Genomic DNA, 13,893 nt, shown 5'->3' on the forward strand with positions numbered 1-13,893 from the left:
CCCTCATGCCCCAATCTTATTGGAAGCTATTTAAAATTACGGAATAAATGTCCTCTGTCAGCCGCAGGGCTCCTTCATAGCCCACATAAGCCCGGCTTAACACCATTCTATCGCTGATCGGCGTAGAAACGGAAAGCTGGTAACCGTTTAATTCCCTGGCAACAACCCTGTCCCAGGCACTGCCCAGAATCAAGGGTCTGCCTCTGAATTTAATTTTCTTCAATTCTTCTCTGACCTCTCCGCCGTCATTGGTAAACGTCACTTCCGCCTTGATCCCGTCCACAAAATGTTCAAACTCTTTTTGGATTCCGGCCCTGTGTTCTTCAGGGGCATTGTCGGTGATAAACTGTTTATTGGGCAATAAGCCCAGGTCATTGACCAAAAACCTGGCAATCCCCAGGGAATAGAAGCTGTCTGTAACCGTGACAAAATGTTTGGGCAGCAATCTGCTTTCCAGAAAGGCATCGGCGGAACGCTCAATATAATAATAATATTTATCTTCCTGCTGTTTAATGACATCCTCCGCCTTCTGGGCGGGAATTCCCGTGGCCTCAGCCAGTTTCCTCAAAAACTTGCCTGTTTCGGTCGGACCGATCGGCAATACCGGATAATGGATATAAGGGGTCCCGAATTTTTCTTTCAGCTGAATTACGTTTTTCAGGCCGACCCAGGGGGACAGCAAAAGATTGTATTGGGCCTTGGGGACCTTATTCAAGGCCTTCAGGCCGTTTCCCGGACCGAAAATCACATTGGGCTTCAATCCCAGCAGGCCCACCAGCCTGCTTAATTCCTCCAGGTTGCCCGCCCAAAAGGTATCCTGGAACGGCACAACCGACCAGATATTAATCAAGCCCTCTTCGATTTCCTCCGCAGGTTCAAGATATTGGCTGATCAAGGCCTCAAGCACCAATTCATGCCCGAAGAGGTTGCTGCCCTTAAACCCTCCCGTTTCCGCGAAGATTACCGGATAGCCCTGATCTCTGAACTCGCCGACGACTTCGCCCACATCATCCCCGACAATATCCGATGTGCAGCCTGTCAACACAACATAAAGATCGGCATCCATGATTTTAAAGGAATTGCTTAAAACCTCCCTTAAGCGGTCCGTGCCGCCGAAAATCACTTCTTTTTCTGTCACGTTCGTGCAAGGTATGGAATGCCCGCCGCTATGTCCCGAACCCTGGCAGCCGTTTTGCAGACCAAGTGTTGTCCAGAGCTTGGCCCCGCAGCCCGGCCCCGCATGGAGCACCGGTACTGCTTTCTCTACTGCCAGTACGGACTGATACCCTCCCAAAGCACAAACATGTCTCAATTGTTCAACATAACTTCCCATTGGTTCCTCCTATTATTGTGTTCACCATCTGTCCCCTCTGAATTAAACAAAGGCATACTTACCCCCGAATCATAACGGCCCTCCGTATTTCACCATCAGATCTTCCATCAGGTTGAGCCCTCCCCGGTATCCGGTGTAGCTCCGGTAGACAATAAGCCTGTCATAGGAAGGAAATCCTACACTGAGGAAAATCGCCCCGCCGAGCTCGCTTTCCGAAATATACTTTTCCAGGGAGCTTGCCAGCACAAGCTGAACGGTGTATTCACGGAGAAGCAGCCTGATTTTGTGGGAATCGACCTCAAATATCACTTTTGGTTTGATCACTGATTCCAGCCTGTCCGTGAGGTCCTTGACAATCTGTTCTCTCTGCTCTTCAGGCGGGTCGTCCGTTATGATGACGATTTCCGGATTAAAGCCAAGCTCATTGGTCGCATAGTTACCGATCCCAATAGCAGTGGAGCTGTCGGCAACCAGAGCATAGTAAGCGTGGGGCAGGGCAATTACGATAATATTGCCGATATATTCGGTAAACCGGTAAGTGATGCGCTCTTCTTCATTGACCACTTTAAGCACAACATCGGCGGGAAGATGAAACTTGTTCCCCACTGTCCTCAGGAATTCGCTGGATTGTTTGGGCCCGACAGGGGCTGAAGGGAATACCACATAAGGAGTCCCGAACTTCTGCTTGAGTTTTTCAGCCGGACTAATCCCCCATACCGAAAATACAAGATTCAGCTCCGCTTCAGGAATCTTTTCCAGCGCTTCCAATCCGTTAATTTCGGTAAAGATGATATTGGCCTTGATTCCTATCTTTTCCAGCAAAGTTTTTATATTCTGCAGGTCCCCTTTCCAAAACAAATGCTGGGTGGGGACAATTCCGAATATATTGACCAGTTTTTCCTGTTTCGGCTTTTCTTCCAGCAATTGATCAATGACCGCCTCAAAGTAAAGCTCATATCCTCTGAAAGAATTGCCGGTAAAACCGGCTGAATTGACATGAATGATTTTAACGTCATTTTTAAATTCGGCGACTACGGCATTGACGTCGTCCCCGATCAGGGCCGGCACACAAGCCGTAATGACCGTGTACAGATCTCCCGGCATTAGGCTGATGGTAGATTTTATCAGTTTTCTGAGTTTATCTTCCCCGCCGAATATCACATGCTCTTCAACAAGAGTGGAGCAAGGCGTACTTGCTCCACCGACAGGACCGGGGGAATTCAACCCTCCGGCAAAGCTTTGTCCGGCATTTTGGGCAAACCCGCAGCCTCCGCCGGAATGCAGGATCGGTATGCTGCCGAAAGTGGCCAGGGCCGCCGAATAGGCCCCGCCTAAAGCGCAGGAATATCTGGGCGCTTCTATGCTGTCACCGTAGTGCTTGATTTGATTTTCTGTTAGAGCCATCGACGCCTATACCTCCTTGGTGAAATAAAGGGGATCCGGTTGATTGTACCACCATTCATTGTAGACATCAGGGGTCTTCTCCAGCATGGTCTGCTGAAATGAACGGTTTCTGGTGGACTGAAGCAGGAAATTACCGCTGGCAATCGCTCCCTTGTAACCGGCCTGGGCACTCCATTCCCGGGCATCGCCCCTGGCCGAATGAATCCTGGTCGCCCCCTTTTCCCGTTTATAGGCATTCCCCTGGAAAGGGCAGGTCAGGGCAATGTCCGGATCGTACCTTCTTGTATGATGGGCAACCTCCGAAGCCTGGAAGGTATTGACCAGGATATCAAAATCTCCCACCTCTTCGATCAGCTTATCGGTTTCATCCACGACGAGGTTATCAAAATCGAGACAGATGGCTGCCGATGTTTTGACGCCAATCTCATTGAAGAAGGGCACCTGGGTAAGCATACGTCCCTGTCCCAGTGAACCCAGAACATCAATTTTCTTGCCGTCCTTCTCCAGCTTCTCAAATTCGTTTCTGATGATTTCCAATTTTGGCAGCCACGTGTCATGCTCTTCGGCAATGAGTTTTTTCACTTCTTTCTCCTTGCCGGTATAATACGCTATATTTTTAAGCCACTCATCCGTATGCTCGACACCGATCGGTGAAGGATAGAGAAAATAAAGCACACCGTATTCCTGTTCCAAACCTCTGGAAAGATAGTCCGTAAAAGAGGAGCAGATCGGTGCCGTCACCGCTGCTTCCGAAAGGATCTCGAACTGTTCGACCGTCGCAAATTCAGGGATAAAATTTGGCCTGAGTCCAAGCTTGCCCAGCAGCCGGGTTATCTCCATCCGGTCCTGCCAAGTATAGGAAAGCATACTGGCCACATTCACAAGATCCTTTTGTTTTTTGGCCGGCTTTTTGACCAGATATTTCAACACCCCATGCCAGAAGGCATCATAGCCCGTCTGGACAAGCTTTGATTTAATCCCTTCGCAATGGATCGGAACAATTTTGGCCTTGACTTCCGGTTGGACCTCACTGACAATGCCCTCAATATCCTCGCCGATAATCCCGGATGTGCAGGAAGCCAAAACAAAGATCGCTTGCGGATCATACCTTTCCTGAGCATCTCTGACAGCCTGCTTGAGCTTATCTCCCGCTCCATAGATGGCATCTCTTTCCTGCAAATTGGTGGTAAGCCAATGGAAATCGTAATTCTCAGGCCTGCCTAATCCGACCGGCACTTTCCGGAAAATTTCCCTGTAGCCGAGCCCCACAACCGAGCATCCGACAGGGCCATGCACAATCATCACCGAATCACGGATGGTCATGATCCGCTGGGTCAGGAAAAAGTTCAAAAGGCACCCTGATGATTGTTGGAAAGAACGTTCCTTGTTTTGCAGTCCTCCCTCTCTCATTTGCTTTGTCAGTTCACTGGCCTTGCCGAAAAATGAGTTTATCCCATTGCCTCGGTCTTCCCTGGTCGGACAGGTATTGGCTTTCAGATTAATCATCTTGCTTCCTCCCCCTCAAATATTCTTAGATTCAAGTGATAAAAGAAAGAGGCCATTTACATCGTAAACGGCCTCTTATTTCTTAAGTTGGACAATCTTCATAATCCCTATCTATTTACTTTGCTTTAATATACAGTAAATATTATTGGTTGTCAATACTCCATTTGCTGCCTTATTCCTATAATAAACATCTCCGGAAAATCAATGTTCAACTAAGGATGATACTCTCAGCACAGGGAAAGTATAACTCCTTCCATTGTCCGCATAAATTTTTTCCGTCCCGGTAAAGGTGCCTGTCACTGTAATGGTAATGTTATTTTGTTTTTTCGTATTTCGAATGAGATTCCAGGCCGTTAATTGTGAACCGGTACCGTCAAATGTTTTGCCATCAGCAAATACGGCAAATTCCCCGTCAAAAAAGCAGAACTTTTTGGAGCCGTCGTTTTGCAGTATGGTTATCCCATAACCACTTTTGGCGCAAGACCTCATGGATAAGCACCCCTTTGTATCCTCAGCGGGGTTTGCAAAAGCAAAGAAGCAGTGCGCATCTTGAATATACCCGGTCAAAGTCTGTTCAATGGGAGCCCCTTTTATCGAAATTGTATACGCTGCTGTTTTCCCTGCGACCGTTATGGTTAATGTTTGCCTGTCTCTGGCGGCTGAACTGTCAAAGCCGGTTACATTTGCCGCTGTTACAGGAATTACCGCTTTCGTCCCGTCCCTGTAAGTTCCTGTTACTTCTATGCCCGTAATAACCAGCTGATCTCCTACCTTATACGTCAGTTTATCGGCCGGTTTTGTTATCGCTATCTTTTCCGGAACAGTTTTAGATTCCTGAATAGCCCCAGGGAGGGATTGTGCTGCTGGTGAAGATTCCTGATCGGTTTGGGCATTACCCTGAGTATTTTCATGATTTGCTGTTCTGTCATGATCACCGCTTCCGGGATCTTGAATCCGCACCTTTTTCAACTCATCAATATTTTCCACAACCGTTATCTTGCTCTTGATCATTCCCATCCAGCAGGTATAGATGAAATCCCCGGTTTCTGCCGGCGTAAACTCAATCAGGTTATCTCCAACATGAAGGCTGGTTTCAATCTTTAATTTCGGAGCCTGCAAAGCCTTATTGCAATCATTCAGATTTTCCTGTTCAACACTCATCGTCCACTTCACCGGGATACCTTTTACGACAGCAATTGCTGGAAAACTGTCGGGCTTTAACTCTGTTCGAAGCGTTTGGCTTTTACCATCAGGATCAACTGCGGCAACAGCATTTTCTCCGTTTGTCATGTTCATCATGCCAAATGATAGTCCGCTTAACGCCAGCCCCCTGCCAATCATTACTATGCCCAAAAACAGGACAAGAACAGCACTGAATTTTATGATGACTTTAGTAAATTTCCTATTTAAAAATGTATTTAGGATTCCGAAGGTAAACAATAAAGGAACTGTACCGAGAGAAAATACAAACATCGATGTTGCTCCATGGATCACACTTCTTGTACTGAGGGCGTAGAGCTGAACCATCTGTAATGGCCCGCAGGGCATAAGGCCGGTTAATATTCCGATTAATAACGGACTGTACTGATTTTCCCGAAATAATTTTTTGGCAAAAAATGAAGGCACTCTGATATTTAATCTTCTTAAAAACGGGAAAATACCCATAAGATTAATCGCCATAATCAGCATAAATATTCCGCCGATTATCGGAACAATTCCTTTCCATACACCGCTAAAGCTGATGATTTGCCCCAGACCCCCGACAATTGCACCGACCAGAGTATAGGAAATCACTCTACCCAGATTATAAAATAATGACGGCAATATGAGTGTATGTGCCTTATTCTTCTCACCCTCGGCTTGCCTTCTTCTAATGGTCTGGGATATGGCAATTCCGCCACACATCCCGATGCAGTGAAATGATGTCAATACACCGAAAATAAACAATAAGCCATAGCTTGCGTTGTTATCCAGCCTGGGAAGATATTTTAACAGAAATAAATCCGAAAAGAATGTTGAACCATCAACATGAAAAATAAATTTCAATCCCGCACTCACCGCAATGATACCGGTCAAAACAATGATCAATATCAACATTTTTTTATTTATCAGCCGTTCTGAATAATAACGATGTATTTTTCTCAATATCGGTTGAATCATATCTCTTTCTCCTTAAAGCAAGCTGGCAGCCTTGTCAAATGTATTCCCTTACAAGGAGAACACCGCCCGCTTAGCGAGTGGTGCTGCTTACCTGTAAATATTTCTTGTTTCAAATCAATTTTCGACCAAAGACGATACCGTTATCACCGGGTAGCTTATCCCGTCACTGGGCGAAACCTTATGATCCCCCTTTAAGGTACCTGTTATTTTGATTGAAACATGATCTTTCTTTAACGTATTCTTTAATAAAGCGGCGGCTTTTTCCTGTCCACCCGAAGCCTGTGGTGCAAATGCGCCGTCCAAATAATAGAATTGATATGCGCCGTCATCTTGCGCAACGGCTATCCCATAACCGCTTGCTGCGCAGGGAGCCATTCTTAAGCAGGTGATTGTATCTGATCCCGGATCATCCGGCATAGCGGCGAAGCAATCTTCGTCAATTATATAACCCGTAAACGCCTGTTCCGTTCCTGCCGCCTCTATTGCGATAATGGAGAATACGTTCAGGACAGGATAATCTTTACCGCCTATAGAGACTCTCTCTCCCGTCAACACACCTTCGGCCTTTATTGCCGGAACCTTTAAGGATGTGGCGTTGGCTACAATATCTTGGGCAAGCTTATGCCCGTTTTCGTCAAATTTGTAATACACATAAGTACCGTCCCCCTGCTTTACAGAAATCCCATATCCGCTGGCCACGCATTTAGGGCATTTCAGGCACTGGTTGCTCATTGCTGTTGGATCGGCCTTTTCGGGACTGCAATCGGAATCACCCAGCCAGCCGCTGAATACCTGCTTCTCCGATGAGGAAGCTGTTTTGCTTAAATTGGCCGCGGTGCTTTCTGAGATGACTCCCCTCCCGCCTAAGATATACAAATTTGTTATTTTGCTGGAATCAAGAAACTCTTTTTGTTTTTCAATGTTGTTGTGATCAAGCAATACTATCGGCGCATTCAGCTTTGCCGCCAGGGCACTTCCGGCTAAAGCGTCGGCAAAATAATACCCGCTGGCAATGACCGCCGAATCGGTATCCTGATTAAAATAATTGTTTATGGCAAGAGATGTCTCAAACCGGTTGGTTCCTGAAATTCTTACTACTGCAGGGGTGTAGGATTTTAATTGATTCTCAATATCGCCGCTGACGACACCTGTCCCGCCAACAATGAAAATCTGATCCGGTTTAATCGAACGAATAGCCTTTAATATCCCTGAATCAATCGTGTTTTGCCCGGTAAGTAATATCGGATAACCGTTCAGTGCCGCTATGGAAGAGATACTCAACGCATCCGGAAAATCATTCTGTGTGACAATCACAACAGGAGTGCCCTCCGTGACATCCAGCTTATCCAGTATTTTCAGATCTGTTTGTATTCTGTCCGAACCGCCCAGCCTGACAAAATTCTGATAACCGAGGGCTTGTATTGAGCTGATGATCTCGTCACTGATTACACTTTGTCCTCCAAGAATGTAGATGTTTCCGCCGGGGTCCAAATGGTTTTCAAGATAATGAAAAACTTGCTCGTTTGCACCGGAGGTATTTCCAATGAATAAAATGGGAGCATCCAATTTTTTGGCCAGCACACTCCCCGCAAGGGCATCAGGAAAGTTGTACGCTGTTGACAATATGACATTTCTCACTGTTCCGGCATTGTATTCGGAAGCAATGGCCAGAGATGTTCCTATCCGCTCTTCTCCGGCTAGTCTTTGATTTGTATAGGATTTTTGTTCTGTTGCAGCCTGAGCCTGATGATCAGCCGAAGTGATAACGAACAGAAAAGAGAATTGAAGGACAACTAAGAAGATTGTAAATACAGAAAACACATTTCTAAGATGTTTTTTGATCATTTCTCGACCCCCTTTTAAAGTACACTAAATTTATAGATTTAATTTATATTTACAATATCATGAAACAGCCCCTTAAGAAATTATCCTTAAGACTTATTTTTAACCATTAGTCTAGTACTTTTGGACAGCGGGCTTTACTTCGAATCAATGTTTACGGACACCACTGTTCCCCGGCCCGGAAAGCTTTCCAGACCAAACCCTGCTCCCAGGGAACGCGATCTTTCCTCAAGGATTTTCAGTCCAAAGGATGTTTTTTTTGTTTGCAGATTAGTGAGATCAAACCCTTGCCCGTTGTCTTTAACCGTCAGGGTATAATGTCCCCCATTTTCCTGCAGATTCACTTGTACCTGATCAGCCCTGGCATGCTTACGGATATTGCACAGGGCTTCCTGCAAAATACTGATTAAATGAGTCTTTTCTTTGCTAAAAAGTTGGGAGTCCAAATCACCCCCGAAATCCAAATCCACTTTGATCCCACTTTGTCTCTCAAAATCATGGACGATTTCCCGGGTTGTTGCAACCAGGTCAATCGTTTCCTGCCGTACCTTCTGCAGATCAAAGATATGCCGGCGAATATCGGTATCTGTAAATTTAATCGCCTCCTGCAGTTCTTTTACCTCTGCCAGCGGTTGACGCTCCTGCCGTAAAGCGGTCTCTATTTCCATGGCCTTAATATTCATGAAAAATAAGGCCTGTGAAATACTATCGTGCAGTTCATGGGCTATACGGTCCCGTTCTTTTAAGATCACTACTTCTTCTTTCTCCTGCTGCAGCTTATGACTGAGGATTTGGAGCCAGGCGATAATTCCCCGGAAATAAAGGAAAAACAATATTCCGGTTAACCCCGCTACCATCAAATTGCCGCTGTCCATAGAAATCATATCCAGGAAATAATGACGCACAAATTCGAATAACCCAACAAATAAAGCCGGAAACAAAGCACCTATCCATTTCATTTTATTTAAATTCATGATTTTACCTCAATCACATCAAATTAACCATTCATAATACTACACTAAATCTATAGTATTAATGGATTAATAAAAAATATATTCTTCCCTTCCGGCTTTGTCAATAGAACGATGAAAAGAAAACGCTGAATCCTTATGAATAGGATCCAGCCAATTTAAGGGGTAACCATTGTTAAGGGGCCTGTTTTGCCCTGTCGCCTTTAACAATTATTCCAAAGATAGCACACTGAGCCGGAAATGAAAATGGCACCGGGGTTTCATCTTCTCCTCTCTTCTAGTCCATTAAGACCATAAATAGTACTTTCGGATAGTAGATTTAAGTACTGGACCGGATTATAATGTCTGGTAATACCATAGGTTAAGTGGATTATTCTGAGTTTTTTCACTTAAGCCGGGGAGGATTTAAAAAATGGTGGAAAATATTTCGCTCAAAATATATGGGATGACTTGTGCCTTATGTTCTCTGACCATTGAATCTTCACTGCAGAGGCTTGACGGCATCAACAAGATCAATGTCAGCTACGCGGTTGAAAAGGCCCTGCTCGAATATGATCCTGACCAGATTCAGCTCCAGGAGATTGAACGGGTGATCAACCGTTTAGGCTTTTCCGTGGAACGAAATGAACACAGTGCCGGTTCAGAAGGAGTGTCTCGCAGCGAGATAGAACAAAACAAACTGAAAAAACAATTGATTTTTTCCGCTATTTTAACTTCCCCTTTAATTTTGGCAATGGTTTTGGGAGGAATCGGCTTTTGTCACGATTATATCGCCCCCGCTTCCGACTCTGTTTTTTCCTTCTATTTGGCCGTTTTAAGGTCTAAAGCCCTTCTTCTTCATGACTGGCGCTTGCAGCTGGCTGTAGCAACCCCCGTCCAGTTTATTATCGGGTTCCGTTTTTACCGCAATACCTTTCACGCTTTGCGGGTGAAAAAAGTGACGATGGATTTATTAGTCGTTCTGGGCACGACTTCCGCCTATTTTTACAGTCTGTACACCGCGCTTTTCGATCCTGATTCTTTGTCTTATGGCATGAAAAATATTTATTTTGAAGCGTCATCCGTCATTATCACTCTGATTTTGTTAGGCCGGTATATGGAATCAATCGCCAGGGGACGGACATCCAGAGCTATGCAAACCCTGATCGGACTCCAGGCAAAAACCGCCAGGATCCTCAGCGAAAACCTGGAGACAGATATTCCTGTTAAAGATGTGCAGGCCGGCGACATCATTATCGTCCGGCCGGGGGAAAAGATCCCTGTCGACGGTATGATCACCGAAGGCTATTCAACTATAGATGAATCGATGCTGACCGGAGAAAGCGTCCCTGTCGAAAAAAGAGAAGGCGACTTCGTGACGGGTGCTTCCCTGAATAAGTTGGGCACATTCAAATTCAGGGCCACCAAGGTCGGAAATCATACCGTACTTGCCAATATCATCAAATTGGTGGAGCAAGCCCAGAGCAGCAAGCCTCCCATTCAAAAAATCGCCGATCGGGTCTGCGGATATTTTATCCCCTTTGTCCTGACCGTTTCTGTTCTGACCTTCCTGATCTGGTACTTTTTGATTTACCACCATCTGACCTTCCTGATTGACCGGGCAATTATCCATGCAGTCTCCGTTCTGGTCGTCTCCTGCCCCTGCGCTTTGGGGCTGGCCACTCCCACAGCAATCATGGTCGGCATGGGTAAAGGCGCGCAAAACGGCATATTAATAAAAAACGGGGAAGCGCTTGAGCTTGCCTGCCGGATCAACACGGTTGTCCTGGATAAGACCGGCACCCTGACCCTGGGCGAGCCGGAATTAACCGACATCATTTTATTGAACCCCGAAAACCTCCCTTATCATGAAGCTGAGCTATTGAGACTTGCCTCCATCGCTGAAAAAAAATCGGAACATCCTCTGGGAGCGGCCATCTATGAGAAAGGAAAAGAAATGTTAAGCTCCGCTCTTTCGGATCCGGAACGGTTTGAAGCCGTTCCGGGCAAGGGAGTTAAGGCTTTGATCGAGCACCGGGAAATCCTCATTGGCACCCCAAAGCTGATGGGTGATCATAACATTTCCTCTCGGGAAGCGGAAACTGTCCTCGACTCTTTTCAAAAGGAAGGAAAAACCGCGGTTCTGGTCGCTGTTGACGGTGTTTTGACCGCCGTTCTGGCCCTTGCCGACAGAGTGAAAGAGAATGCGTACAAAATGGTCTCAACCCTTGAAAAAATGGGAATTGAAGTCTATATGCTTACCGGGGACAACATAGAAACGGCCCTTTCCGTAGCCGGAAAGATCGGGATTCAACAGGTCATTGCCGAGGTATTGCCTCACGAAAAAGCTCAGGAGATTGAGAAACTCAAGGCCCGGGGCAGAATCGTCGCTATGGTCGGAGACGGCATCAATGACGCCCCTGCCCTGGCCACCTCAACTATCGGGTTCGCGATAGGCTCAGGTACGGATGTGGCCTTGGAGACAGGTGATATTGTCCTTTTGCATGATGATCTGATGGCCATACCCGGAGCGATAAAATTATCCCGGTTGACAATGAGAAAAATAAAGCAAAATCTTTTCTGGGCCTTTATTTATAACGCCGTCGGCATTCCCATCGCGGCGACCGGTCATCTGAACCCCATCCTGGCCGCGGCGGCCATGGCTCTCAGCTCAATCTCCGTATTGCTGAATTCTCTCGACCTCAAAAGAATAAAATGGGAAAACATGCAAGGAAAATCGCTGTCCTCATAAAAGCTCAATTTTCTTGGAGAATTTTAAGGGATTGCGGAACCTACCATAATATTCCTTAATATTCTATAGAGGGGTGTTATTCCGTGGATTCTGATAACCTGGCCAAGATAGGCAATGTCTTGCTCTGGATTGGGGACTCGATTATTCTTTTGACCTTTGTTTTGACAAACAACAACTGGCTTAAGCTCAGGGCCGCCGATATTAAATTATTTGCGGGGTTCATTTTTGTGGCGTCTGTATATTTAGAAGGAGAAGAGATCGCCTCCTCCAAAGGAGTCCTTCCGGAGCAGTATACACCGAAAATTACCGGAGTACTCATCAGCCAGCTGGGTGCGGTTATATTAATTTGCGTTCTCTATTATGAGCTGAAAGTAAAGTCCTCAACAGGGAGGACACCGATTACTTCTCCATTTATCGGCCCTATCGGAAACGATGACTAAGACGGATCAGAAATCCTTTTTTACAATAAAGCAGGTCCGCCGCTTAAATGATGCCGGTTCTTACCTTAAAATGATTGGCATTACTTTTTGATAAACATACTGAAGATTTAATTTTGGTATCATTAGGCCTTGACTAGCTTTCCTTCAGTCTTTATAATGGACAATGATACTTACAAACTTTATAGGAATACTATCTTATCAAGAGTGGCGGAGGGACTGGCCCTGTGATGTCCGGCAACCGGCTTTAAGAGTACGGTGCTAAATCCTGGAGGATTATGATCCTAGAGATGAGATTGATCAGCCTCTTTCTTTCTAGGAAGAGGCTTTATTATTTCTTTGGCGGAGGGATTGAAATCGTGAAAGAGCAAAACATATTAACCAAACTCGCCCAAATCGGCAACAGACTTGATCCGACTGGCGCGATCAGTTTCCCGGTCTATCATTCGTCAACTTTTGCCCATCCTGAACTGGGGAAAAGCACAGGCTACGATTATTCCCGTTCTGCAAATCCTACCCGTAAGGTTTTGGAAGATTCTCTTGCCGCCCTGGAAGGCGGATGTAAGGGCTTTGCCTTTTCTTCTGGTTTAGCGGCAATTACAACAATCCTGTCGCTTTTTAAAAGCGGTGACCATTTCATTGTGACTGAAGATCTATATGGAGGGACTTATCGCCTTTTTCAGCAGGTTTTTAACGAATTCGGCATTGAGGCCACTTTTGTCGATACAACGAGACCGGATCAAATAGAAGCCTCCATCTGTCCAAATACCAAAGCTGTCTTTTGTGAGACCCCAAGCAATCCTCTGATGAAAGTGGCCGATATCCGGCAAATCTGCCGGCTTGCCCAGTCTCATCACTTGTTGACCATAGTGGACAATACTTTTTTATCCCCGTATTTACAAAGGCCCTTGCAGCTTGGGGCCGATATCGTCGTTCACAGTGCAAGCAAGTTTATCGGCGGGCACAATGACGTTATTGCGGGACTCGTGGCAGCCAGAGAGGAACATTTAGCTGAACGTCTGGGTTTTTTGCAGAATGCTCTCGGCGCCGTTTTGGGACCTCAGGATTCCTGGCTGTTGATTCGCGGTCTCAAAACCTTAGGGCTTCGTCTGGAATGCCAGCAGAGCAATGCACTCCGCATTGCTCACTGGCTGGAGAATCATCCCCTCGTTGATCAGGTTTTTTATCCCGGTCTTTCTGCCCATCCCGGTTATGACCTGCAATTAAGCCAGTCTTCCGGTTTTGGGGCCATATTGTCTTTTTCCCTGAAAGATCACTGCTCGATCCCGGACATTCTTCAGAAATTCAAAGTGATATCCTTTGCTGAAAGCCTGGGCGGAGTTGAAAGTCTGATCACTTATCCTTATATTCAGACTCATGCCGATATTCCCGAAGAGGTGCGCAAACGTCTGGGCTTAAATGAATATTTATTGCGCATATCCGTAGGAATTGAAGACTGTAATGATCTGATCGACGATCTGAACCAGGCTTTAACCTTCTGATCCTATT

Annotated in this window: 9 protein-coding genes and 1 riboswitch; of the genes, 3 read left to right on the top strand and 6 right to left on the bottom strand. The window is 45.9% G+C overall.

All coding sequences use genetic code 11. The features are described from left to right. Positions 1-16: 16 nt before the first annotated feature. The 6 genes from SGLY_RS13940 to SGLY_RS13965 all read right to left on the bottom strand — a co-directional run bounded on the left by SGLY_RS13940 (position 17) and on the right by SGLY_RS13965 (position 9,219). On the bottom strand, positions 17-1,333 hold the full coding sequence (locus SGLY_RS13940) for a nitrogenase component 1 (RefSeq protein WP_013625867.1): 1,317 nt from the start codon (positions 1,331-1,333) through the stop codon (positions 17-19). A gap of 69 nt (positions 1,334-1,402) precedes the next feature. Further along, a complete protein-coding gene (locus SGLY_RS13945; protein WP_013625868.1) occupies positions 1,403-2,737 on the bottom strand; it encodes a nitrogenase component 1 in 1,335 nt (444 codons plus the stop codon). Positions 2,738-2,743: 6 nt separating this feature from the next. Beyond that, the gene (locus tag SGLY_RS13950; protein WP_013625869.1) at positions 2,744-4,243 is read right to left on the bottom strand and encodes a nitrogenase component 1; all 1,500 of its coding nucleotides are present in this window, start codon (positions 4,241-4,243) and stop codon (positions 2,744-2,746) included. 201 nt (positions 4,244-4,444) lie between these two features. After that, positions 4,445-6,403, bottom strand: coding sequence for an urease accessory protein UreH domain-containing protein (locus SGLY_RS17660; RefSeq protein ID WP_013625870.1), 1,959 nt, complete (start codon positions 6,401-6,403; stop codon positions 4,445-4,447). Between the two features lie 114 nt (positions 6,404-6,517). Continuing rightward, complete coding sequence (locus SGLY_RS17230) at positions 6,518-8,248, bottom strand: cell wall-binding repeat-containing protein (protein ID WP_013625871.1); 1,731 nt, start codon at positions 8,246-8,248, stop codon at positions 6,518-6,520. A gap of 134 nt (positions 8,249-8,382) precedes the next feature. Further along, complete coding sequence (locus tag SGLY_RS13965; RefSeq protein ID WP_013625872.1) at positions 8,383-9,219, bottom strand: sensor histidine kinase; 837 nt, start codon at positions 9,217-9,219, stop codon at positions 8,383-8,385. Between the two features lie 409 nt (positions 9,220-9,628). Here SGLY_RS13965 and SGLY_RS13970 point away from each other — a divergent pair, with 409 nt between their 5' ends. From SGLY_RS13970 to SGLY_RS13980, 3 genes are all read left to right on the top strand, one after another. Then, a complete protein-coding gene (locus tag SGLY_RS13970) occupies positions 9,629-11,947 on the top strand; it encodes a heavy metal translocating P-type ATPase (protein ID WP_013625873.1) in 2,319 nt (772 codons plus the stop codon). Between the two features lie 83 nt (positions 11,948-12,030). Then, entirely contained in the window at positions 12,031-12,387 is a 357-nt protein-coding gene (locus SGLY_RS13975; RefSeq protein WP_013625874.1) for a hypothetical protein, read from the top strand. Between the two features lie 192 nt (positions 12,388-12,579). Then, positions 12,580-12,681, top strand: a riboswitch (SAM riboswitch). After that, complete coding sequence (locus SGLY_RS13980) at positions 12,663-13,886, top strand: trans-sulfuration enzyme family protein (protein ID WP_013625875.1); 1,224 nt, start codon at positions 12,663-12,665, stop codon at positions 13,884-13,886. (Overlaps the previous riboswitch by 19 nt.) The last annotated feature ends 7 nt before the right edge of the window (positions 13,887-13,893 follow it).

Source organism: Syntrophobotulus glycolicus DSM 8271 (genome assembly GCF_000190635.1).
Lineage (GTDB): Bacteria > Bacillota > Desulfitobacteriia > Desulfitobacteriales > Syntrophobotulaceae > Syntrophobotulus > Syntrophobotulus glycolicus.

Bases quoted from the DNA above. Each gene is read 5' to 3' on its own strand.
- SGLY_RS13940 (WP_013625867.1), bottom strand. From the start codon at position 1,333: ATGGGAAGTTATGTTGAACAATTGAGACATGTTTGTGCTTTGGGAGGG.
- SGLY_RS13945 (WP_013625868.1), bottom strand. From the start codon at position 2,737: ATGGCTCTAACAGAAAATCAAATCAAGCACTACGGTGACAGCATAGAA.
- SGLY_RS13950 (WP_013625869.1), bottom strand. From the start codon at position 4,243: ATGATTAATCTGAAAGCCAATACCTGTCCGACCAGGGAAGACCGAGGC.
- SGLY_RS17660 (WP_013625870.1), bottom strand. From the start codon at position 6,403: ATGATTCAACCGATATTGAGAAAAATACATCGTTATTATTCAGAACGG.
- SGLY_RS17230 (WP_013625871.1), bottom strand. From the start codon at position 8,248: ATGATCAAAAAACATCTTAGAAATGTGTTTTCTGTATTTACAATCTTC.
- SGLY_RS13965 (WP_013625872.1), bottom strand. From the start codon at position 9,219: ATGAATTTAAATAAAATGAAATGGATAGGTGCTTTGTTTCCGGCTTTA.
- SGLY_RS13970 (WP_013625873.1), top strand. From the start codon at position 9,629: ATGGTGGAAAATATTTCGCTCAAAATATATGGGATGACTTGTGCCTTA.
- SGLY_RS13980 (WP_013625875.1), top strand. From the start codon at position 12,663: ATGATCCTAGAGATGAGATTGATCAGCCTCTTTCTTTCTAGGAAGAGG.